Source organism: Nocardiopsis mangrovi, from assembly GCF_042653925.1.
GTDB classification, from domain to species: Bacteria; Actinomycetota; Actinomycetes; order Streptosporangiales; family Streptosporangiaceae; genus Nocardiopsis_B; species Nocardiopsis_B mangrovi.
On record NZ_JBHSFQ010000001.1, the window covers coordinates 60287 to 81933 of the forward strand.

The window sequence follows — 21647 nt, forward strand, 5'->3', positions numbered from 1 at the left end:
CAGTTGCGGGACAGCGCCGGATTCGCCGGGCGCCTCAGCGCGCCGGTACCGGACTTCGCTCACACGATGCCGTTGACCTGCCGGAATCCACCGGCAGGGCAACATGTCCACTTTAGTCGGTCGGTTTCCGGGCGCCGCCGCGGCCCGTCCCCAGCAGGCGGGGACGGGCGGGGACGCCGATGGAAGGGCCGGGAGCCATCGGCCGGGCCTGCGGACGGCGCGCCCTATCCCTGCTTGGCGCGGTCCAGCTTCTGGCTGATCACCTGGGAGATGCCGTCGCCCTGCATGGTGACGCCGTAGAGGGCGTCCGCGGCCTCCATGGTGCGCTTCTGGTGGGTGATGACGATGAGCTGCGACGACGCCCGCAGCTCTTCGAAGATGACCAGCAGCCGTTGCAGGTTGGTGTCGTCGAGAGCGGCCTCGACCTCGTCCATGACGTAGAACGGTGACGGCCGCGCCTTGAAGATGGCCGCCAGGAACGCCACCGCGGTCAGCGACCGCTCACCGCCCGAGAGCAGTGACAGCCGCTTGACCTTCTTGCCCGGGGGCCGCGCCTCGACCTCGATCCCGGTGGTGAGCATGTCGTCGGGGGCGGTGAGGATGAGCCGGCCGTCGCCGCCGGGGAACAGCCGCCCGAAGATCAGCGCGAACTCCCGCTCCACGTCGTGGTAGGCGGCGGAGAACACCTCCTGGACCCGGGCGTCGACCTCCTGGACGACGGTCAGCAGGTCGCGGCGGGTCTTCTTGAGGTCCTCCAGCTGGGTGGTGAGGAACGCGTGGCGCTCCTCCAGAGCGGCGAACTCCTCCAGGGCCAGCGGGTTGATCCGGCCGAGCTGGCCGAGCTGGCGCTCGGCGCTGCGGGCGCGCTTCTCCTGCACCTCTCGGACGTAGGGGACCGGCACCGCCTCGTCGTCGGGCACCCCCGGCGGTGGCGGCACCGGGACCCGCGGCCCGTACTCCGCGACCAGGGTCGCGACGTCGACGCCCATCTCCTCGACCGCCTTCGCCTCCAGCTGCTCCAGGCGCAGGCGGCGCTCAGCGCGGGCGACCTCGCTGCCGTGCACGACGTTGACCAGCTTCTCCAGTTCCACCGACAGTTCGCGGACCCGGGCTCGCACCGTCTTCAGCTCGGCGTCGCGGGCGGCGCGCTCGTCTTCGGCCGCCCGCCGCTCGGTGTCGGCGCGCGCCAGCGAGTCGTCGATGCGCAGCAGTGCCCGGCCGGCTCCGTCGGCAACGGCTCGGGCGACGGTCGACTGCCGCGCCCGCCGCGCGCGGCGCCGGGCGGCGCGCTCACGGGCGCGCCGTTCCTCCTCGGCCGCCCGCATGAGGCCGTCGGCGCGGCCGACGATCGACCGCACCCGCTCTTCGGCGGTGCGCACCGCCAGCCGCCCTTCCATTTCCGCGGAGCGGGCGACCGCCGCGCTCTCGGCCAGGGCGTCGCGCCGCTCGGTGTCGGGGTCGCCGTCGTCGACGGGTTCGGCCTCGGCGTCGGCCAGCCGCTGCTCCAGGTCGGCGAGGGTATCGAGGTCGCTGGTGCGCCCGGCCGCGGCCTTCGCCGCCGCGGCGGTGTAGCGCTCGACCTCCGCGGCGGCCGAGCGCGCCTGCCCGCCGAGCTTGCCGACCTGCTGGGCGATCTCGTTGCGGCGCCTGTCGGCGGCGCGGCGGCGGGTGGTGATCTCGTCGACGGCGCCCGCGGCAGCGGCGCGCTCCTGCTTGGCCTCGGCGAGGTCGGCGGCGGCGAGCTTGCCGGAGGCCGCGGCCTCCGCCAGGCTCTCGGCCGCCTCGTCGACCGCGGCCTGCACCTCCAGCAGGCTGGGGGCCGACGACGAGCCGCCGCGCACGAGCACGGCGCCGAACACGTCGCCGTCGCGGGTCACCGCGCGCAGGCCGGGATGGCCCTTGACGGCGCGAGCCGCCTCGTCGGCGTCCGCGGCCAGCAGAATGCGGTCCAGCAGCGCGGCCACCGCCGGGGCGAGGTGCGCGGGCGGGGTGACGGCGTCGACGGCGTAGCGCAGCCCGGCGGGCGGCGCCGGCCAGGTCCCGCGGGGCGGGGCGTCGGTCGTGGCCGCGGCCACGACGATCGCCGCGCGGCCGGCGTCGTCTCCCCGGAGGAGCTCCAGCGCCGCCGCCGCCGTTGCGGGGTCGGCCACGGCCACGGCGTCGGAGGCGGCGCCGAGCGCCGCGGCGATCGCGGTCTCGTGCCCCGGCTCGACCTCGATCAGCGCGGCCAGCGAGCCGAGCAGGCCGGGCAGCCGGTCCCCCGCTCCCAGCAGCGCCCCGGTGCCGTCCTTGCGGTTGAGGCCCATTTCCAGGGCCTCCTTGCGGGCGGCGAGCGCGGCGCGCTCGCGTTCGGCCGCGCGCTCGGTGTCGCGGAGTTCGTTCAGCGCGGCTTCGGCGGCCACGAGCCGCTCCTGCGCGGTCTCCAGCGCGGCGTCGAGTTCGGCGCTGCCCTCGTCGGCCCCGGCGGAGTCGGCGGCGGCCTGCTCGTACTCGGCCTGCGCGGCCTCGGCGCGCTCCCGGGCCTCGACTGCGGCGTCGTCGAGCCGCTCCACCTCGGCCTCGCTCGCCGTCAGCCGGCCGCGCACCGCGTCGACGCGGCCGCGCAGCTTCGCGAGCCCTTCGCGGCGGTCGGCGGCGGCCCGCGCGGCGGCGGAGATCCGGCGCTCCTCGGCCTTCAGCGCCTCCTCGGCCGCGGACCGCTCGGCGACCGCGGCCTCCAGGGTCTCGCGGGCGTCGTCGAGCCGGTACTGCAGCTCCTCTTCCTGGGCGCGGACCTCCTCGGCCTCGCGCTCCAGCTCGTCGGGGTCGCGGCCGGAGCGCTCCTCACCGGGGCCGGCCGCGAGGTTGCGGTGGCGCTCGGCGGCGAGGTCGGCGACCGCGCTCAGCCGCTCCTTCAGCCGGGACAGCCCGTGGTAGGTGTCCTGGACGCGGGCCAGCAGGGGCGCGGCCTCGGTGGCGGCCGTGTCGAGCAGCGCCTCGCGCTCCTGGGCGGCCGCCAGCGACCGTTCGGCGGCCTCGCGCCGGGTGCGCACCGCGGCCTCGTCGGCCTGCTCCTTCGCCAGCGCCTCGGTGAGGGTGACGATGTCGTCGGCGAGCAGCCGGAGCCGCGCGTCGCGCAGGTCGGCCTGGATGGTGGCGGCGCGGCGGGCGAGTTCGGCCTGCCGGCCGAGGGGCTTGAGCTGGCGGCGCAGCTCGGCGGTGAGGTCGGTGACGCGGTCCAGGTTGCCCTGCATCGCGTCGAGCTTGCGCAGCGCCTTCTCCTTGCGCTTGCGGTGCTTGAGGATGCCCGCGGCCTCCTCGATCAGCGCGCGGCGCTCCTCGGGTCCGGCGTGCAGCACGGTGTCGAGCTGCCCCTGCCCGACGATGACGTGCATCTCGCGGCCGATCCCGGAGTCGCTGAGCAGGTCCTGGATGTCGAGCAGCCGGCAGGTGTCGCCGTTGATCGCGTACTCCGACCCGCCGTTGCGGAACATGGTCCGCTTGATGGTGACCTCGGAGTAGTCGATGGGCAGCGCGCCGTCGGAGTTGTCGATGGTCAGGCTGACCTCGGCGCGGCCCAGCGCGGCGCGGGAGGAGGTGCCCGCGAAGATGACGTCCTCCATCTTGCCGCCGCGCAGGCTCTTGGCGCCCTGCTCCCCCATGACCCAGGCGAGCGCGTCGACGACGTTGGACTTGCCGGACCCGTTGGGCCCCACAACGGTGGTGATGCCCGGCTCGAACCGGAGGGTGGTGGCCGACGCGAAGGACTTGAAGCCGCGCAGCGTGAGATTCTTCAGGTACACGCGTGCCCTCCTCGTCCACCCGGCGCTTCGTGCGTGTCAAGCGTCAAGGGTGCCACGAACCGCCCGGTCATGCCGCCGCATCGGGTGACGTGTCCGCGATGGTCACGGCCACATCGGCGGCGGGCACCGGGCGGGTGCCGCGGACGGGTGGGTCGGGTGGGGGCACTGGGGGGCGGGTCCGGCGCGGGGCCGCGCGGCCCGAGTCCGTCGGGGAATCGGGCCTGGAATCGACCGGGCCGAGGGTTGCGGAATTCACCCCCGGGGTACACCACTAGTGAGTAAAGGTCGGTCAACAGAGTTCAAAGAACACGCGAACGCTGTCGTCGCGGACCCAGGGACGCCAAGCTAAGGGCGTCCCTTGTCGGTGTCCGGATCCACCGGCGAACGCCCGCCGGTGATCGGTCTGCTGGAAGTAGTCGTTACGCCGCGTTACGCGAGCGCGGGCTCGCGGTCGGCAGCGCCGACGGCGACATCGGCTACGGCGGCGGAGAGCTGGTCGTTGTGGGCCTGGAGTCGGCCTACCTCGTCTTCGAGGTCACGTACCCGCTTCTGTAGCCGCCGCATCTCCTGAACCATTCGAGGGTCAGGACCACCGACGTGGCCGAACAGAGCCTTCGCCATGATGTGGGTCCTCCACATTGAGTGACCAGATGGAATTCAACGCACGTGTGAGCCACGGAAACGCGGTCGAGAATGTCGTCCGCATCGTGGACGAAAGGCGCGCGGTCTGCCTTCCAGAGTCTCACCACATGCGTTGCTGGTCAAGATTGGACGAAACAATAAGTAACCGGACAGTAACCATGCAGGCAGGTCACAGCGCACGATCCGCACATGAGTACCCCCCGGCCCCGGCCGACACACCCTGCGGTCGATTCCGCGCCGCGAAGGCGTTCGACGGGCCGACGCGGAGCACACACGGATCGCGTCGCCCCACTAGCATACTCACCGCTCCGAGAATCCGGAGGAGGAACCCCGGGGTTTTCCCCACCGTTCGACCACTCCGAGCACCCGACCAGGGGGATCGCCGCCCCGGAGGAGCGCGAGCAATTCGTCACACCGGTCCTTGGGGCCCTCGGCGACCACTTCCACCCGGCCGTCGGCCAGGTTGGTCGCCGTTCCGGTGAGCCCGAGCTCCAGCGCCCGGGCACGCACCCACCAGCGGAACCCCACGCCCTGGACCCGGCCGCGCACCCACGCGGTCAGCCGCGCGTCGCCGCCGGTCGTCTCCTCCGCGGTGCCGGACATCGGTTCATCCCTCCTGTTCGCGCACGCTACACGCCCGGGCGCCGCGCGGCCCCGGGCGCCGCGCCCGCGACCGGCCGCGGGCGCGGCTGGCACTTCGGGCACGAGAACGACGAGCGGTTCATGAAGGGATCGCGGCGGATCGGCGTGCCGCAGCGCTCGCACGGCAGGTCGCGCCGGCCGTAGGCCTTCAATCCCCGCTCGAAGTACCCGCTCTCGCCGTTGACGTTCACATACAGCGCGTCGAATGACGTGCCGCCCGCGGCCAGGGCCTCGCGCAGCACGTCGCGCACTTCGGCGAGCAGCGCGGTGATCTGCGCCGGGCGCAGCGTTCGCGTGGACCGCGCCCAGTGCAGCCGCGCCCGCCACAGCGCTTCGTCGGCGTAGATGTTGCCCACCCCGCTGATCAGCGACTGGTCCAGCAGGGCGCGCTTGATCTCGGTGCGCCGGCGGCGCAGCGCATGGCCGAAGGCGTCGTCGTCGAAGGCGGCGTCCAGCGGGTCCAGGGCGATGTGCCGGATGGCCTCGGGAACCCCGGCGCCGGTGCCCGTGGAGTCGGCGACGAGCGGCTCGACCATCAGGTGGCCGAAGGTGCGCTGGTCGACGAAGCGCAGCTCCCGCTCCCCGGTGTCGAGCCGCACCCGCAGATGGCGCTCCGCGTCGCTTCCGGGCTGCTGGACGAGCAGCTGCCCGCTCATTCCCAGGTGGGCGAGCATCGCCTCGCCGGAATCGAGGGTCAGCCACAGGTACTTGCCCCGGCGCAGCGCGGCCGTGACCGTGCGGCCGGACAGCCGGGCGACGAAGTCGGGGGCGCCGGGGACGTGCCGGCGGATCGAGCGGGGGTGCAGCACGGCGACCGCGCCGATGGTACGGCCGGTGACCCACTGGTCCAGGCCGCGGCGGACGACTTCGACCTCGGGGAGCTCGGGCACGGCCGGATCAGCCCTGCTTCTCGTCGGGCCGCGCGCCCTCGGAGCGGGCGCGGATGGCCTTCCACGCCGACTCGGCCGCCTGCTGCTCGGCCTCCTTCTTGCTGCGGCCCTCCCCCAGCCCGTAGTCCTCGCCCGCCACGCGCACCCGGGCCCGGAACGTCTTCTGGTGGTCGGGGCCGCTCTCGTCGACGTGGTACTCGGGCACGCCCAGCATCTCCGCGGCGGTCAGCTCCTGGAGCGAGGTCTTCCAGTCGAGGCCGGCGCCCAGGCCCGAGGCCGTGGCGATCAGCGGGTCGAACAGGCGGTGCACCAGGTCGGCGGCGACGTCCAGGCCGCGGTCGAGGTAGACCGCGCCGATGATGGCCTCCAGGGTGTCGGCCAGGATGGAGGACTTGTCGCGGCCCCCGGTCCCTTCCTCGCCCCGGCCCAGCCGGATGTAGTCGCCGATCCCCAGGCCGCGCGCCACGTCGGCGAGCGCCCGCATGTTCACCACGGCGGCGCGCAGCTTGGCGAGCTGCCCCTCGGGCAGGTCGGGGTGGCCGCGGAAGAGGGTGTCGGTGACGATCAGCCCGAGCACGGAGTCGCCGAGGAACTCCAGGCGCTCATTGGTGGGCAGACCGCCCTTCTCGTAGGCGTAGGAGCGGTGCGTGAGCGCGCGCGCCAGCACCTCGGCATCGAGCTCGACACCGATCGCCCGGTAGAACTCGCGCGCCTCGGCGGCGTTGAGTTGAGTGGCCAACGACCTTCACACCCCTAGTCTCCAGCGCCGTCCACGGAAGAGGCGCACGGGTTCGATACGCGGCTGCGCTCAAGAAACCGGCCAGGGACGCTCGAAGACGAGGTGAGCGTCGCGGAGACATGCTCCCCGGCGTCCACCACGGCCTCGGGATATGCCCGAACCGGCCGCATTGTTCGGTTGTGCGCCGATCCACCGCCGGCTCCGCGGCCCCGGCCGGCGGCACGGGCCCCTGCGCGCAACGGTGCGGGGACGCCGGAAGCCGCCGCCCGCCGATCCCCGATGCTCCGCCGCATGCGGCGGAGCGGGTTCATCGGTCCGGACGACGGCGCTGTGCCGCGGCCGTGCCGGGCGCCGGCCCCGCGCCGTGGGCGGGGAGGGCGGACCGGCCGGATGTCCTCAGGACGCCGGGGTGATGACCTGGCGGTTGTTGTAGGTGCCGCAGGTGGGGCAGGCGACGTGGGGGAGCTTGGGGTCGCGGCAGCGCGGGCAGGTGGTCAGCACCGGACGCGACGCCTTCCACTGGGAACGGCGGGTACGGGTGTTGCTCCGCGACATCTTCCGCTTCGGGACGGCCATCTGTTCAATCCTCCTGGGTCACCCGCGCGGTCGGCGGGAGCGAAACGTACTTGCGTCGTCTCCGCGGGGGCGGGGTGGTGCCCCACGCTCGCACACGGCCGGGGCCGGTTCGCGCGAGCGCTGGTCCGCGGAGTGCGAACTCATCGGTCGCCGGGCTCCTCGCCCAGCTGCCGCAGCGCCTCCCACCGGGGGTCGACGCCGTCGCCGTGACCGTGTCCGGGCTCGGCATCGGCGAGTTTGACACCGCATTCGACACACAGGCCCGGACAGTCGTCCCGGCAGAGCGGCGAGAGCGGCAGTGCGAGGACGACCGCGTCGCGGACCACCTGTTCGAGGTCGATCGACTCGCCCTCAAGATAGTAGTCCTCATCCTCATCGTCCTGGTCCACCGGATCGGCCGGCCCGAGGTCGTCGTCCGACGGGTACCGGAACAGCTCCTGGAACCCGGCCTCGACCGGCTCGGAGACGGGGTCGAGGCAGCGGGAGCACTCGCCGGTCGCGGTCGCCGTGGCCGTGCCCGTGACGAGCACGCCCTCCATGACCGCCTCAAGGCGCAGATCAAGGTCGATCTCCGCGCCCTCGGGCACGCCGGACATCCCGGTCGCGAACGAACCGGGAGCGGACACGGCGCGGGAGACGGTCCGCGACGAACCGGGCTGGCGCCCCAGCGGCCGGGTGTCGACCACGAACTGGGAGCGGAGATCTGGACGAGACAGGGTGATCGCGCTTTCGGTGGGGTCCGCCGCCCCTGGAACGGGACGCGGGCGGATGTGCGGGCCGCCGCGTGTCGCGGCGGGCGCCATGCGCGGCATGCGCATGGCACGGTCGCCTCAGAGTCTAGCGATCGGGCCAGGTCATGCCCAAATCAGGAGGCCGGGGCAGGTCACCGGCGGTGGCCCCGCCCGGCCCTGGACCGCTCAGCCGTTCTCCGGCGCGGAGGGGCGCGGCCCGACCCCGTAGGTGTCGCGCAGCCGCTGCTCGACGTTGGGGGTGACCAGGCTGCTGACGTCCCCGCCGTACTGCGCGACCTCTTTGACCAGGCTGGAGCTGAGGAAGGAGTACTGGGGGTTGGCCGTCATGAACATGGTCTCGACACCGGAGAGCCGGTAGTTCATCTGCGCGATCTGCAACTCGTAGTCGAAGTCGCTGACCGACCGCAGGCTGCGGATGATCATGGCGATGTCGTTCTCACGGCAGAAGTCGACGAGCAGGCCGTCGAACTCGGCCACGCGCACATTGCCGAGGTCGGCGGTGCACTCGCGGAGCATCTCCAGCTTCTCCGACAAGGGGAACAGCCCGCGCTTGTTGACGTTGTTCAGAGCGGCGGCGATCACCTCGTCGTACTGGCGTGCCGCACGGCCGATGATGTCGATGTGACCGTTGGTGACCGGATCGAAGGACCCGGGGTAGACGACACGACGCACGGTGAACCGCTCCTTTCTGGCGACCTCCGCGGACGGGCACTCCACCACGATTCTGCCCGCAGGGTCACGAATGACCGGAAGGACTCGCGGCGTGACCGTACCAAAGGGCCGCTTCGCCGTAACGGCGGACCCGGTCCCCTGCGAACCCCTCGGGCCACTCCAGCCCGGGCCCCCGGGCGGCCCGCTCCACCACGACCAGCGCGCCGGGGGCCAGCCAGCCGTGATCGCGGAGGGCGGCCAGGACCGCGCCGACCTCGGCCTCGGTCACCGCGTAGGGCGGGTCGGCGACCACCAGGTCGTAGCCGCCGTCGCCGTCGCGCGGCCCGGCATCGAGCACGCGCTGCACGCGGTCGCCGGCGATCCTGGCACCGGGCAGGCCGAGGGAGGCGGCGTTGGCGCGGAGCACTGACAGCGCGCGGCGGTCGGACTCCACCAGCAGCGCGTGGGCGGCACCGCGCGACAGTGCTTCGAGGCCGATCGCGCCGGAACCCGCGTAGAGGTCGAGCGCCCGCAGGCCGTCAAGGGGGCCGAGGTCGGACACGACGGAGGCGAACAGGGCCTCGCGCGCACGGTCGCTCGTGGGGCGGGTCGTGCGACCGCCGGGGACGGCGATCCGCCGCCCTCCGGCGGCGCCGGCGATGATGCGGGTCATGGGGCCACGCTAGCGCGGGGAGCGGAACCCGGACGGCCAGGTCCGCCCCGGGCGGCCAGGTCCCGCCGCGGCACCGGGCCGTGTCCCGGTCAGGTCTTCTCCAGGTAGTCGGCGCGCTCCTCGCTGAGCAGGGCGTCGAGCGCGGCGGTCAGCGGCGGGTGCCCTTCGAGCAGCGGGTCGGCCTCCAGCAGCGCGACGGCTTCGTCGCGGGCGTCGCGGATGAGGTCTTCGTCACGCAGCAGGGTGAGGATCCGCAGCGACGAGCGCCGCCCCGACTGCGCGCCGCCGAGCACGTCGCCCTCGCGGCGCTGCTCCAGGTCCACGCGCGACAGCTCGAATCCGTCGGTGGTGGCGGCCACGGCCGCCAGCCGCTCGCGCGCGGGGGTGCCGTCCCCGGCGTCGGTGACCAGCAGGCACAGCCCCGGATGGGCGCCCCGGCCCACCCGGCCGCGCAGCTGGTGCAGCTGGGAGACGCCGAAGCGGTCGGCGTCCATGATCGCCATGACGGTGGCGTTGGGGACGTCGACGCCGACCTCGATGACGGTGGTCGCCACCAGGACGGCGGTCTCCCCGGCGGCGAAGCGGCGCATGACGGCGTCCTTGTCGTCCGGGGAGAGCCGGCCGTGCAGCTCCTCGACGCGCAGCCCGGCGAGCGGGCCGTCGAGGAGCCCGGCGGCGACGTCGGCCACGGCGTGCGGCGGCCGCCGCGCCTCCTCCCCCGGCTCGACGGGCTCTTCGGGTGCGGGGGCGTCGGCCTCGCCGCCGATGCGGGGGCAGACGACGTAGGCCTGGCGTCCCCGCGCGACCTCCTCGCGGACGCGCTCCCAGGCCCGGTGCAGGAAGTGGGGTTTCTCGCTGGCGGGCACGACGTGCGTGGCCACCGGCGAGCGGCCGGCGGGCGCCTGGGTGAGGGAGACGACGTCGAGGTCGCCGTAGACGGTCATGGCCACGGTGCGCGGAATGGGGGTGGCGGTCATGACGAGCACGTGCGGCCGGCCGTCGGCCGACTTCTCGCGCAGGGCGTCGCGCTGCTCGACGCCGAATCGGTGCTGCTCGTCGATCACCACCAGGCCGAGGTCGGCGAAGGAGACGTGCTCTTGGAGGAGGGCGTGGGTGCCGATGACGATCCCGGCGGCGCCGGAGGCCGCGTCGAGCAGCGCTTCGCGGCGGGCGCCCGCCCCCTGCGATCCGGTGAGCAGGGCGACGCGGGTGGCCTGTTCGGCCCCGTCGATCTGGCCGGCCCTGGCCAGCGGGCCGAGCATCGCGGTGATGGAGCGGTGGTGCTGCTGGGCGAGGACTTCGGTGGGGGCGAGCAGTACGGCCTGCCCGCCGGCGTCGACGACCTGGAGCATCGCGCGCAGCGCGACGATGGTCTTGCCCGCGCCGACGTCGCCTTGGAGCAGCCGGTGCATCGGGGTGGAGGTGTCGAGCCCTGCGGAGATCACCTCGCCGACCTCGGACTGGCCCGCGGTGAGGGTGAACGGGAGGGCGGCGTCGAAGGCGTCGAGCAGGCCGCCCTCGCTGCGGGGCCGGGGGCGCGCCGGCAGGGATTCGGCCGCGCGGCGCCGCCGGGCCAGCGCGACCTGGAGCACGAACGCCTCGTCCCATTTGAGGCGCTTGCGGGCGCGGCCGATGTCGTTGGACCCGGTGGGGCGGTGGATGCCGTTGAGGGCGGCGGTGAACCCCTGGAGCCGGTGGCGGGCCCGGAGGTCGGCCGGGAGGGGGTCGGCGAGCTCGCCCATCGTGTCGAGCAGGATCTTCACGCAGTCCGCGACCTTGAAGGACGACAGGTTGGCGGTGGCGGGGTAGATCGGGATGGGGCGCTCGGCGAACTCGCGGGCGCGCTCGTCGGCGTGCGCGTCGTCGGGCAGGACCTGGTAGGTGGGCTGGGAGAGCTGCTTCTTGTCCTTGAAGGAGGTGACCTTCCCGGAGAACAGGGCGCGGCACCCCGGTGCCAGGGTCCGCTTGTGGTACTCGGCCTTGGCGAAGAACGCGAGGGTGAGCAGGCCGGTTCCGTCGCTGATGACGACGTTCAGCATCGCGCGCTTGCGGCCGTTGCGCGGAGGGAGGGTGCGCAGCTTGCTCTCCACGACCTCGGCGACGACGGTGGCCAACTCCCCTTCGACGAGGAAGGCGAGGTCGCTCTTCTCCCCCCGGGTGGCGTAGCGGCGGGGATAGTGGCGGAGCAGGTCGCCCGCTGTGTGCAGGTCGAGCTCGGCGGCGAGCTTGGTCGCGGCGGCCGCACCCACCGATTTGCGTAGCGGCTCGTCGAAGTCGATCACCGGCTCCTCCTCGTCGTGCCCGGCATCGCGTGGTCCTCCCCCGTCACGGTAGAACGTCTGTACCCCTCGGCGCGCGTTCCGCGCTCTCCGGCCACGCTCGTCGGCTCGCCGTTGCGCGTGACCGGGTCACGCTCGCCCGGGCCCCGATCACGCGGCGACCGTCCCGCACCGCACCCGGGTTATACTCGGTGGAGTTCGTGTTCGCGGGGTTCGGCCCATGGCCGTCCTCCCCGCAGCGGGGGTCGGTAGGCCCTTCGCGATCGCGTGAACGGCGCCGGCATCGCGCCCGTCCCGTTTTGGGGGTCGGGCTTGGTCGTCGTGTACGCTTCCACGGTTGGCGCGCCGCGCCGGCCTGCTCATCAGACCTCTTCCGGGTCAATCACCACGTGTGCGCCAGCATGCGGACCCGAGCGCTTGAATGGAGTTACCGTGGCTTCCACCTGCGACGTCTGCGGCAAGGGACCAGGGTTCGGTAACAGTGTTTCCCACTCGCACCGCCGCACCCGCCGCCGCTGGAACCCCAACATCCAGACCGTGCGCACCCGCGTGGGCGGTACGCCCAAGCGCCTCCAGGTGTGCACCTCCTGCATCAAGGCCGGCAAGGTCGACCGCTGACACCTGCGGTTCCCTCCGGTTCATGATTTCGGCGAAGAGCGCCGCGGCCTTCGGTCCGCGGCGCTCTTCGGCGTTGGCCGGGGGTTCGGCACCGGGTGCGCGGCCGGGGGTCAGAGGTCGCAGGGGGCGTCGTTCAGCGAGCAGGAGTCCGGCCGCTGCGCCTCGCCCTCGGCGGTGAAGCTGACGGTCACGGAGTCGCCGGGCTCCAAGGGGTCGGCCCAGTCGGGCTGGCGGGCGACGATGCCGGAGCCCGTGCGCTCCCACTCGACGTCCCAGGCGTCGGTGACGGTGGCGTCGGAGAACCCGAGGGAGAGTTCCCAGCCGTCGAGGGCGGAGCCGCCCGTGTTGGTGACCGTGACCTGGCCGGTGAAGCTGTCGCTGGAGGTCTCGACCGTCTGGTAGGAGACCGCGCTCACGCTGGTCGAGCCGCCGGAGTCCGGGGGCGCGGTGTCGGGACCGCCGACGCCCGGTGCGGTGTCGGGGGCGGCGGTGGCGCCGGCATCGGGGAGAGCGCCCTGGGCGTCGGGCGGCTCGCTGAAGCGCAGGTAGATCTGCGTGGTGCTGTAGCCGAAGAGGGTCAGTGCCAGGGTGACGCCCGAGACCACCATGACGGTGAGGAACCGGGGCGGCTGCACGCGCTTGGGGACGGTGCTCTCCAGGACGTGCCCCATGGTGGAGAGCGGACCCGTGTGCTCGGGCTCGGAGCGGTGGGCACCGCGTCGCTCGGTTTCGCGCCGCGGGTCGGCGGCGTGCGCGGGCTGGGCCGTGCGCCGGCGCGTGCCCTTCGCACGGTGGCCGCCCGCCGGTTTCCAGGGCTTGCCGGGCGGTGGGGGGCGTACTGCCGAACGCGTCCGATCGGAGGTGTACTCCGGGTCGCCCGGGGTACCCTCCCCAGGCCGGCGATCCGTTCCACGTGGGCGCACGGTGACCCCGATCCGGTGCTGACAGACAAAGACGCAGCCAGAGCTTAACGTTATCCAGCCTTCGAATCCGACATCATAACCCCGCGTTCCGACGGTGTGACATGGTGTTCGGGGAACACTTCCACAACACGTGGCGACGTCCGCGCGGGTTCATCGCGCCCCGCCCGATGCGCCGAAATGGTCCCACCCGCCCGCCTGGGAGCGGCGCCCGTCCACGGTGACCCCGGTGCCCGCCGCGACCCTGCCGATCCGCACCCATGTGCCGGGCGGCTCCGTGTCCGGCGGGAAGGTCGCCGCCAGCGCGTGGTCCTCGCCACCGGCGAGCATGAGGTCGACGGGCCCGCGGGGCCGCGCCCCGGCCTCGTCCAGGGCGCGCACCGCGGCGGACAGGGCCGGGTGGGGGCGCAGCAGCCGGGTCTCGACGTCGATCGCGACCCCGCTCGCGTGTGCGATGTGCCCGAGGTCCTGGAGCAGGCCGTCGCTGACGTCGAGCATGGCGGTGGCGCCGAGCCGGGCGGCGCGCGGGCCCTCGTCGTAGGGCGGTCCGGGCCGGCGGTGCTCGCGCAGGCACAGGGCCCAGTCCGGCTGCCGGGCGTCGTCGCGCGGAGCGGGCGCGCCGGGGGCTTCGGGGGTGTGGCCGGGCGCGATCCCCGCGGCGAGCAGCGCGTAGCCGGCCGCCGACAGCCCCAGCGGGCCGCAGACCGCGACCGTGTCGCCGGGCCGCGCCCCGTCGCGCCGCACGGCCGCGCGCCCGCCGAGGTCGCCCAGCGCGGTCACGGAGATGGTCAGCAGGTCCGAGCGCACGGTATCGCCGCCCGCCACGGCGCAGCCGGCCGCGGCGCATTCGGCCCCCACACCTTCGGCGAACGCGTCGGCCCAGGCGGCGGGCAGGTCGGCGGGGGCGGCCAGGCCGATGAGCAGCCCGGTGGGGCGTGCCCCCATGGCCGCGAGGTCGGCGATGTTCTGCGCCACCGCCTTGTGGCCGATGTCGCACGGTGACGACCAGTCGCGGCGGAAGTGCCGCCCTTCGACCAGCATGTCCGTCGTCGCGACGACCCTCCGGTCGGGTGCGGCGACGAGGGCGGCGTCATCGCCCGGACCGAGGATTACGTCGTCGGAACCGGGGAATCTGGCGGTCACACGCGCGATCACGCCGAATTCACCTAGGTCCCCGATGGTGGTGCACACAGCCATCAGGGTACGGTGACGCCCTTGGCGGAGTGGTCCGGACCCGCGCCCGAACCGATCGGGACGCGCGATCGCCGACGAGCGTTCTTCAGGAGGTCTCATGGTGCAGGCATATGTCTTGATCCAGACGGAGGTCGGCATGGCCAAGGATGTCGCGCTCGACATCGCGGCGATCGAGGGAGTCACCCGGGCCGAGGACGTCACCGGGCCCTACGATGTCATCGTGCGGGCCGAGGCCGAGGACATCGACGCTCTCGGGCGGCTGGTGATCGCCGAGATCCAGCGCCGCGAAGGCATCGCGCGCACCCTCACCTGTCCGATCGTCAACATCTGAGCGCGGAGGCCGGTCTTCGAGATGCGACGTGTGGCGGTGGGCGCGACGGTGGCGGGGCTGGCGCTGGTGTCGGGGTGCTCCGGCACCGTGGAGGTTCCCGTGCCCGATCCGCAGGGAGCCGCCGCCGAGCAGTGCCGCGCGCTCGTCGAGGGCGCGCCCGACGAGCTCTTCGGCGAGGCACGGGCGACGGTCGAGCCGGAATCGCCCTACACCGCCGCCTGGGGCGATCCGCCGATCGCGCTGCGGTGCGGCGTGGAACGCCCGGCGGGCCTGCTGCCCGACTCCGAGCTGATGGTCGTGGACGACATCGCGTGGCTGCCGCAGCCGCCCGACCGCCCGACCCTGTACACGGCCGTGGGGCGGGAGGCGTACGTGGAGATGACCGTGCCGCCGTCCTATGGCCCCCCTGCCGAGGCCCTGGTGGCCGTCAGCGCGCTGATCGCCGACGGCGTCCCTGCCCTGCCCGGCGGCGAGCTCTAGCGGACCGGGGCCGCGGCTCCCCTGCAACGCCGAACGGGCCCCGGCGGATGCCGGAGACCCGTTTCCCGCTCATCTGGGGATGTGGATACGCGTGGATCACATCCCGCCGGCGAGGGCGTCGATCCCGCCGGCCTCTTCGAGCTCGGCGGCGGTCATGTCGAGCCCGCCCGAGCAGGCGGCGCCGGGCTCGGGCACCGAGGAGCTGCGCTCGTAGGTCCGCAGGAACTTCGAGAGCCGGTCGTCGTCGGGGGCGTCCACCCCGACCTGCGAACCCCAGCCGCTGGCCACGATCGGCGCGGGCATGTCGCCGTCCTCGAAGGGGCTGACCAGGATGTAGCTCCCCTGGGTGTAGAGGGAGTTGAGGGTCTCGACCTGGTCCGCCGGGAGCTCGGGGTCGTAGGTGATCCACACCGCGCCGTGCTCCAGGGAGTGCACGGCGTTCATGGTCGACACCGGGGCGTCGTAGGTGCCGCAGTTCTGCCAGATGGCGTGGTGGTCGCCGCCCACGGGCGGGGTCTGCTCGTAGTCGACCGGCTCGGCGACGTGCTCGTTGGTGAGGTCGTCGAACGTCCGCAGACCCTCGATGTTGCGGCGGTCGATCTCGGTGTAGACGCCGAATCCGACGAGTCCGAGGATCACCACCGCGGTGCCGGCCACGGCGGAGATCCTGAGGATCTTGCGCCGGCGCTCTTCGCGGATGCGTTGGATCCGCCGCTCTTCGGCCTTCTGCCGGCGGCGTTGGGCTGCGGCTGAGTTCTTGGCCACTGCGCTATCTCTCCCGGGGGTGGGCGGACGGACACGAGGACACCCGGTGAACCTCGACTAACCTCGACTCAGGGGCGCGCCATCCCAAACGCCCCATTGGCCAGGATGGTTCCCATAAGTGTTGAAGAGCATATGACAGACGCACCGGACGAACAGCCCCGGCGGACCCGCCGGGTCCCCCTCTACATCGCGATCGCCCTGGTGGTCGTCGCCCTGGCGTGCGGCTACATCGCGGGGCGGCCCGGTTACCCGATCGATACATCGGCCGACGCCGGCTTCCTGCGCGACATGAGCGTGCACCACGCGCAGGCCGTCGACATGTCCTTCGTGATCCGCGACAAGACCGACGACCCCACCCTGCGGGCCATCGCCCAGGACATCGCCCGCACCCAGCAGGAGCAGATCGGCCGGATGCAGGGCTGGCTGGTGCAGTGGGACCTGCCCGCCCGTTCCTCCCAGCCGCCGATGGCGTGGATGGCCGGGCACGACGGCCATGGCGGCGAGGCCCCCGACACGATGCCCGGCTACGCCTCCGCGGAGCGGATGGCGGAACTGGAGGACGCCGAGGGCACCGACGCCGAGGTCCTGTTCCTGGAGACGATGATCGACCACCACCGCGGCGGCATCGAGATGGCCGAGGCCGAGGTGCGGCTCGGCGGCGACGAGATGGTCGGCGGCTTCGCCGCGGGAATGGCCGAGGCCCAGCAGACCGAGATCGACCTCATGAACGACCTGCTGGAGGACCGCGGCGCCGAGCCCGTCTGACCCCGGCACCCGTGTGATGCGTCACGCGACCCCCGTCCGCGCCCCCGCCCAGCGGGGGCGCGGCCGCTCCGTTCACCGCACCCGTCCCCGTTCCGGCCGGCGTCGTTCCAGGTACGCGGGGCCGGCGAGGCGCCCGATCCGCTCGGCCGCCGGCCCGCCCGGCGGCGATCGGCCGCCCGTGCTCCCCCGACGTGATGTGTCCCTCCCCCTCCCCGAGGCGACGTACTACATGCCGTAGAACTACACTTCGTAGTACTACGGGTCGTCGACGAAGACACCAGGTTCGCGGAGAGGCACGCATGGACGTTCTCGATCTCGCACGGTGGCAATTCGGGATCACCACCGTCTACCACTTCCTGTTCGTGCCGCTGACGATCGGCCTGTCGGTGATCGTCGCGTCGCTCCAGACCGCCTGGTACCGCACCGGCTCCCGCGCCTACCTCCGGGGCACCAAGTTCTTCGGCAAGCTGTTCCTGATCAATTTCGCCATGGGCGTGGTCACCGGCATCGTGCAGGAGTTCCAGTTCGGCATGGCGTGGAGCGAGTACTCGCGCTTCGTCGGCGACGTGTTCGGGGCCCCGCTGGCGATGGAGGCGCTGGTCGCCTTCTTCCTGGAGTCCACGTTCATCGGGCTGTGGATCTTCGGCTGGGACAAGCTGCCCCGCGGGATCCACCTCGCCTGCATCTGGGCGGCCGCCATCGGCACCAACCTGTCCGCCTACTTCATCCTGGCCGCCAACGCCTGGATGCGCCACCCGGTGGGCTTCGAGGTGAACGAGGAGACCGGCCGCGCCCAGCTGACCAGCATCTGGGCGGTCCTGTCCAACAACCAGGCGTGGTCGACCTACCTGCACGTCGTCTCCGCCGCCTTCATCACCGCGGGCATGTTCGTCGCGGCCGTCAGCGCCTACAAGCTGTGGAGCGGGCGCGCCGAGCGCGCCGCCGCGGCCGAAGGCAGCGCGGGCGCACCCGCCCCAGCGTGCGGCGGTGTCGCGACGGCGACCGCGACCGCGACGGCGGCGGCCCCGGCGCCCGAGCTGACCGGCGACAACGAGCTGTTCCGCAGGACACTGCGCGTCGGCATGCTCGTCACCCTCATCGCCGGCCTCGTCGTCGTGTACTCCGGCGACCACCAGGCGAAGCTCGCCGCCGCCTATGAGCCGATGAAGCTCGCCGCGGCCGAGGCGCTCTGGGAGACCGAGGAGGGCGCCGCGTTCTCCACCTTCGCGGTCGGCGACACCGAGGAGCGGCTCAACGTCGTCGACCTCACCATCCCGCACGTGCTGAGCTTCCTGGCGACCGGGCGGATCGACGGCACCGTGGAGGGCATGAACGACCTCCAGGCGCGGTACGCCGAGGAGTACGGCCCCGGCGACTACATCCCCAACGTCTTCGTCCTCTACTGGTCGTTCCGGCTGATGATCGGCTTCGGGCTGTTCGGCGTCGCGGTCTCCGCGCTGGGGCTGTGGCTGACCCGGGGCCGGCGGCTGCCCCGCACGCGCTGGTTCTACTACGCCGCGATCGCCGCCCTCCCCGCGGCGCTGGCCGCCAACATCGCGGGCTGGCTCCTCACCGAGATGGGCCGCCAGCCCTGGACCGTCCACGGGGAGCTGCTCACCGCCGCCAGCGTCTCGCCCGGGGTGAGCCTCGCGGAGGTGGCGATCTCCCTCGCGGCCTTCACCGCGGTCTACGGGGTGCTCGCCGTCGTCGAAGCCGGGCTGCTGTGGCGCTACGTCAAGGCGGGGCCCGCCCACGTCATGCCCGAGAACGACGACGGCGACGGCAGCGACGACGACGCCCCCGTCCCGGCCTTCGTCTACTAGGAGCGCCCACCATGGATCTCCCACTCATCTGGTTCATCGCCATCGCGGTGCTGTGGATCGGCTACTTCGTCCTGGAGGGGTTCGACTTCGGCGTCGGGACGCTGCTGCCCGCCGTCGGCCGCGACGACACCGACCGCCGCGTCATGATCAACTCGATCGGGCCGGTCTGGGACGGCAACGAGGTCTGGCTGATCACCGCGATCGGCGCCACCTTCGCCGCGTTCCCCGCCTGGTACGCGTCCCTGCTCAGCGGCTTCTACCTGCCGGTCCTGCTCATCCTCCTCGCGCTCATCGTGCGCGGGGTCGCCTTCGAATACCGCGGCAAGGGCGACACCGACCGGTGGCGCGCGTGGTGGGACCGGGCGATCGTCTTCGGCAGCGCGGTCCCGACGGTGCTGTGGGGCGTGATCTTCGCCAACATCGTGCGCGGCGTCGACATGGGCGCCGACCATGTGGTCGACGCCGGCCTCCTCGACCTCTTCGGGCCCTACGCCCTGCTGGGCGGGCTCACCACGCTGTCGCTGTTCACGCTGCACGGCGCGGTGTTCCTCACCCTCAAGACCGACGGCGACGTGCGGCGGCGCTCCCGTGAGCAGGCGATGCGCGCCGGCGCCGTCGCGATCCCGGCGGGCACCGCCTTCCTCGCCTGGACCCAGGCGGCCCACGGGACCGCGTGGACGCTGCCGGTCGCCGTCGCGGCGGCGGGGGCGCTCGTCCTCGGGGTGGTGCTGGCGGCGCGCGGCCGCGAGGGCTGGTCGTTCACCGCCACGGCGGTGGCGATCGGCACGCTGACGGTCACCCTGTTCGGATCGCTCTACCCCGATGTACTGCCCTCCTCGACGGACCCGGCGCACAGCCTGACCGTCGCCAACGCCGCCTCGGCGCCCTACACCCTCACGGTGATCAGCTGGGTCGCGCTGGTGTTCCTGCCGGTGGTGGTGGGCTACCAGGCATGGAGCTACTGGGTGTTCCGCCGGCGCGTGACCCGCGAGCACATCGAGCCGGCGCCCGCCTATGGTGGCGGCAGCGCGGCGGCAGGGGGCGGCGATGCCCCCGCGTCGCCCGGATCCGGCTGAGAACGGGCACGGACACGCAAGGAACGGACGGCTGCCATGAAACCCCTCGATCCCCGGCTGGTGCGCAGCGCGCGGGCCGTGCGCGTGCACCTGGCCGTCACGGTGGCCGCCGGCGTCGCCGTCACCGGACTGGTGCTGGCCCAGGCGTGGCTGCTCGCGCACGCCATCGCCGGCGCCACCGGCGGCATGGGCACCGCCGAGCTGTCCTGGGCGATCGGCGCCGTCGCCGCGGTCGCGGTCGCCCGGGCGCTGCTGTCCTACGCGGCCGAGACCTCGGCCCTCCGATCCGCGGCGCGGGCGAAGTCCCAGCTCCGCCGCTCGCTCGTCGCACACGTGACGGGCTCCCGCCTCACGACGAGGCACGATGACCCCCCGGATGCCCACGGGCGTCCGGGGCCGGACCCGGTGTGGTTGTCAGGGCCGTCCGGGGCCGAAGAGGGAACGGGCACCGCGCGCGCCGGTGAGCTGGTCACGCTCGCCACACGTGGCCTCGACGCGCTGGATGACTACTTCGCCCGGTATCTCCCGCAGCTGGTGCTCGCGGTGCTCGTTCCCCTCGCCGTTCTCGTGGTGGTCGCCGGAGCCGACTGGATCTCGGCGGCGGTCATCGCGGTGACCCTGCCGCTCATCCCGGTGTTCATGGCCCTGGTCGGCTGGCACACCCAGGCCCGCACCCAGCGGCAGTGGCGGCTGCTCAGCCGCCTCGGCGGGCATTTCCTGGACGTCGTCGAAGGGCTGCCCACGCTGGCGATCTTCCGCCGAGCCACGGCCCAGGCCGCCATCATCCGGCGCATCACCGACGAGCACCGCCGCACGACCATGGGCACCCTGCGGGTTGCGTTCCTGTCGGCGCTGGTGCTGGAGCTGCTGTCGACCCTCGCGGTGGCGCTGGTCGCGGTGGAGATCGGGATCCGGCTGATGTACGGCGTGCTGGACTTCGAGACCGCGCTGCTGGTGCTCATCCTCGCGCCCGAGGCCTACCTGCCGCTGCGCGAAGTGGGCGCGCGCTTCCACGCGAGCATGGAGGGGGTCGCGGCGGCGGAGCAGGTGTTCGCGGTCCTGGAGCGCCGCCGCGGCGGCGGCGCCGGGGAGGGCGCGGCGTCCGAGAGCGGTGCCCCCGCCGGCGGCGCGAGTACCGGCGAACGGGCGGTGTCCGGGAGCGGGGGCCATGCGGGCGCGCCGTCGGCGGAGCCGCCGGACGGAGCCGTCCGGATCCGGTTCGAGGGTGTGGGGCTGACCTACCCCGGTCGCGACGCCCCGGCGCTCCGCGACGTCTCCCTCGACGTCGTCCCCGGCGACACGCTCCTGCTCGCCGGGCCCAGCGGGTCGGGCAAGAGCAGCCTGCTGTCGCTGCTGCTGCGGTTCACCGAGCCGACCGCCGGCCGGATCCTGGTGGACGGCCCCGAAGACGCGGCGCGGGCCGCCGGGGACACCGCCGACGGGCCCGGGCCGGGTGCGGGCGGGACTCCGCTGGACCGCATCCCGGCCGCGCACTGGCGGTCGCGCATCGCGTGGGTCCCGCAGCACCCCTACCTGTTCGACGACACGGTCGCGGGCAACATCGCGCTCGGGGCCCCCGACGCGACGCGCGAGGACATCCGGCGCGCCGCCGTTCTCGCGGAGGCCGGCGGCTTCATCGGGGACCTGCCCGACGGCTACGACACCCGGCTGGGCGAACGGGGCGCGCGGCTGTCGGCCGGCCAGCGCCAGCGCATCGCCCTGGCACGGGCGTTCCTCCGCGACGCCCCCATCGTGCTGCTGGACGAACCCACCGCCCACCTCGACCCCGACAACGCCGCCGCGGTGCGGGAGGCGGTCATCCGCCTGCTGCGCGGCCGGACCGGGATCATCGTCGCCCATGACACCGGCTGGACCGCGGCGGCCGACCGCACCGTCCGCATCGACGCGGGCCGCGTCGCGACGGAGGCGGCCGCATGACCCGGGAAGCGAACGGGCGGGACGCGCGTGGCTCGACGGGACGAGCCGCGCAGGCGCGCGGAGAGTGCGGTCACGACCGCCCCCGCCGTTGTGTCGGCGGCGCACTGACGA

Annotated in this window: 20 protein-coding genes; 7 read left to right on the plus strand and 13 right to left on the minus strand. The window is 73.3% G+C overall.

Features of this window, described 5'->3' with window-relative positions:
* Window positions 1–224: 224 nt before the first annotated feature.
* The 10 genes from smc to recG all read right to left on the minus strand — a co-directional run bounded on the left by smc (window position 225) and on the right by recG (window position 11629).
* Window positions 225–3782: a chromosome segregation protein SMC gene (smc, locus tag ACFO4E_RS00275; protein WP_378570306.1), complete on the minus strand. Its 3558-nt coding sequence runs from the start codon at window positions 3780–3782 to the stop codon at window positions 225–227.
* A 429-nt stretch (window positions 3783–4211) separates the two neighbouring features.
* Window positions 4212–4403: a hypothetical protein gene (locus ACFO4E_RS00280; protein WP_378570308.1), complete on the minus strand. Its 192-nt coding sequence runs from the start codon at window positions 4401–4403 to the stop codon at window positions 4212–4214.
* A gap of 321 nt (window positions 4404–4724) precedes the next feature.
* A complete protein-coding gene (locus tag ACFO4E_RS00285; protein ID WP_378570310.1) occupies window positions 4725–5027 on the minus strand; it encodes an acylphosphatase in 303 nt (100 codons plus the stop codon).
* 26 nt (window positions 5028–5053) lie between these two features.
* A complete protein-coding gene (gene mutM / locus ACFO4E_RS00290) occupies window positions 5054–5956 on the minus strand; it encodes a bifunctional DNA-formamidopyrimidine glycosylase/DNA-(apurinic or apyrimidinic site) lyase (protein WP_378570311.1) in 903 nt (300 codons plus the stop codon).
* A 7-nt stretch (window positions 5957–5963) separates the two neighbouring features.
* A complete protein-coding gene (gene rnc, locus ACFO4E_RS00295) occupies window positions 5964–6695 on the minus strand; it encodes a ribonuclease III (RefSeq protein WP_378570313.1) in 732 nt (243 codons plus the stop codon).
* 396 nt (window positions 6696–7091) lie between these two features.
* A complete protein-coding gene (gene rpmF / locus ACFO4E_RS00300) occupies window positions 7092–7271 on the minus strand; it encodes a 50S ribosomal protein L32 (RefSeq protein ID WP_378570315.1) in 180 nt (59 codons plus the stop codon).
* A gap of 140 nt (window positions 7272–7411) precedes the next feature.
* Window positions 7412–7957, minus strand: coding sequence for a YceD family protein (locus ACFO4E_RS00305; protein WP_378570906.1), 546 nt, complete (start codon window positions 7955–7957; stop codon window positions 7412–7414).
* 231 nt (window positions 7958–8188) lie between these two features.
* Entirely contained in the window at window positions 8189–8695 is a 507-nt protein-coding gene (gene coaD / locus ACFO4E_RS00310; protein WP_378570317.1) for a pantetheine-phosphate adenylyltransferase, read from the minus strand.
* Window positions 8696–8759: 64 nt separating this feature from the next.
* On the minus strand, window positions 8760–9347 hold the full coding sequence (gene rsmD, locus ACFO4E_RS00315) for a 16S rRNA (guanine(966)-N(2))-methyltransferase RsmD (protein ID WP_378570319.1): 588 nt from the start codon (window positions 9345–9347) through the stop codon (window positions 8760–8762).
* Between the two features lie 89 nt (window positions 9348–9436).
* Window positions 9437–11629 (minus strand): ATP-dependent DNA helicase RecG, encoded by a 2193-nt coding sequence (gene recG, locus ACFO4E_RS00320; RefSeq protein WP_378570321.1) that lies wholly within the window; start codon window positions 11627–11629, stop codon window positions 9437–9439.
* A 429-nt stretch (window positions 11630–12058) separates the two neighbouring features.
* Between recG and rpmB the strand changes: the two genes are divergently transcribed.
* Window positions 12059–12244: a 50S ribosomal protein L28 gene (gene rpmB / locus ACFO4E_RS00325; RefSeq protein WP_378538063.1), complete on the plus strand. Its 186-nt coding sequence runs from the start codon at window positions 12059–12061 to the stop codon at window positions 12242–12244.
* 110 nt (window positions 12245–12354) lie between these two features.
* On the opposite strand, the gene ACFO4E_RS00330 is transcribed toward rpmB, so the two are convergent.
* Together ACFO4E_RS00330 and ACFO4E_RS00335 are read right to left on the minus strand one after the other, a co-directional pair.
* Window positions 12355–12915, minus strand: a complete 561-nt coding sequence (locus tag ACFO4E_RS00330; RefSeq protein ID WP_378570323.1) for a cellulose binding domain-containing protein — start codon at window positions 12913–12915, stop codon at window positions 12355–12357.
* A 402-nt stretch (window positions 12916–13317) separates the two neighbouring features.
* Complete coding sequence (locus ACFO4E_RS00335) at window positions 13318–14361, minus strand: thiamine-phosphate kinase (protein ID WP_378570325.1); 1044 nt, start codon at window positions 14359–14361, stop codon at window positions 13318–13320.
* A 94-nt stretch (window positions 14362–14455) separates the two neighbouring features.
* Here ACFO4E_RS00335 and ACFO4E_RS00340 point away from each other — a divergent pair, with 94 nt between their 5' ends.
* Together ACFO4E_RS00340 and ACFO4E_RS00345 are read left to right on the plus strand one after the other, a co-directional pair.
* A complete protein-coding gene (locus tag ACFO4E_RS00340; RefSeq protein WP_378570327.1) occupies window positions 14456–14689 on the plus strand; it encodes an Lrp/AsnC family transcriptional regulator in 234 nt (77 codons plus the stop codon).
* A 21-nt stretch (window positions 14690–14710) separates the two neighbouring features.
* Window positions 14711–15169, plus strand: a complete 459-nt coding sequence (locus tag ACFO4E_RS00345; protein ID WP_378570329.1) for a DUF3515 domain-containing protein — start codon at window positions 14711–14713, stop codon at window positions 15167–15169.
* A gap of 96 nt (window positions 15170–15265) precedes the next feature.
* Here the strand turns inward: ACFO4E_RS00345 and ACFO4E_RS00350 are convergent, their stop codons facing one another.
* Window positions 15266–15934, minus strand: coding sequence for a DUF3105 domain-containing protein (locus tag ACFO4E_RS00350; protein WP_378570331.1), 669 nt, complete (start codon window positions 15932–15934; stop codon window positions 15266–15268).
* Between the two features lie 132 nt (window positions 15935–16066).
* Here ACFO4E_RS00350 and ACFO4E_RS00355 point away from each other — a divergent pair, with 132 nt between their 5' ends.
* The 4 genes from ACFO4E_RS00355 (at window position 16067) to cydD (ending at window position 21536) form a co-directional block, all read left to right on the plus strand.
* The gene (locus tag ACFO4E_RS00355) at window positions 16067–16699 is read left to right on the plus strand and encodes a DUF305 domain-containing protein (RefSeq protein ID WP_378570333.1); all 633 of its coding nucleotides are present in this window, start codon (window positions 16067–16069) and stop codon (window positions 16697–16699) included.
* Window positions 16700–16998: 299 nt separating this feature from the next.
* On the plus strand, window positions 16999–18522 hold the full coding sequence (locus tag ACFO4E_RS00360; RefSeq protein ID WP_378570335.1) for a cytochrome ubiquinol oxidase subunit I: 1524 nt from the start codon (window positions 16999–17001) through the stop codon (window positions 18520–18522).
* Between the two features lie 11 nt (window positions 18523–18533).
* Window positions 18534–19598 carry a cytochrome d ubiquinol oxidase subunit II gene (gene cydB, locus ACFO4E_RS00365; protein ID WP_378570336.1) on the plus strand — a complete coding sequence of 355 codons (1065 nt, stop codon included), beginning with the start codon at window positions 18534–18536 and terminating at the stop codon, window positions 19596–19598.
* A 36-nt stretch (window positions 19599–19634) separates the two neighbouring features.
* Complete coding sequence (cydD, locus tag ACFO4E_RS00370; protein ID WP_378570338.1) at window positions 19635–21536, plus strand: thiol reductant ABC exporter subunit CydD; 1902 nt, start codon at window positions 19635–19637, stop codon at window positions 21534–21536.
* Window positions 21537–21647: the final 111 nt, after the last annotated feature.

Bases quoted from the DNA above. Each gene is read 5' to 3' on its own strand.
- ACFO4E_RS00360 (WP_378570335.1), top strand. From the start codon at position 16,999: ATGGACGTTCTCGATCTCGCACGGTGGCAATTCGGGATCACCACCGTC.
- ACFO4E_RS00285 (WP_378570310.1), bottom strand. From the start codon at position 5,027: ATGTCCGGCACCGCGGAGGAGACGACCGGCGGCGACGCGCGGCTGACC.
- rsmD (WP_378570319.1), bottom strand. From the start codon at position 9,347: ATGACCCGCATCATCGCCGGCGCCGCCGGAGGGCGGCGGATCGCCGTC.
- cydD (WP_378570338.1), top strand. From the start codon at position 19,635: ATGAAACCCCTCGATCCCCGGCTGGTGCGCAGCGCGCGGGCCGTGCGC.
- ACFO4E_RS00330 (WP_378570323.1), bottom strand. From the start codon at position 12,915: ATGGGGCACGTCCTGGAGAGCACCGTCCCCAAGCGCGTGCAGCCGCCC.
- ACFO4E_RS00340 (WP_378570327.1), top strand. From the start codon at position 14,456: ATGGTGCAGGCATATGTCTTGATCCAGACGGAGGTCGGCATGGCCAAG.
- ACFO4E_RS00280 (WP_378570308.1), bottom strand. From the start codon at position 4,403: ATGGCGAAGGCTCTGTTCGGCCACGTCGGTGGTCCTGACCCTCGAATG.
- ACFO4E_RS00335 (WP_378570325.1), bottom strand. From the start codon at position 14,361: ATGGCTGTGTGCACCACCATCGGGGACCTAGGTGAATTCGGCGTGATC.
- ACFO4E_RS00355 (WP_378570333.1), top strand. From the start codon at position 16,067: ATGACAGACGCACCGGACGAACAGCCCCGGCGGACCCGCCGGGTCCCC.
- cydB (WP_378570336.1), top strand. From the start codon at position 18,534: ATGGATCTCCCACTCATCTGGTTCATCGCCATCGCGGTGCTGTGGATC.
- rpmF (WP_378570315.1), bottom strand. From the start codon at position 7,271: ATGGCCGTCCCGAAGCGGAAGATGTCGCGGAGCAACACCCGTACCCGC.
- ACFO4E_RS00345 (WP_378570329.1), top strand. From the start codon at position 14,711: ATGCGACGTGTGGCGGTGGGCGCGACGGTGGCGGGGCTGGCGCTGGTG.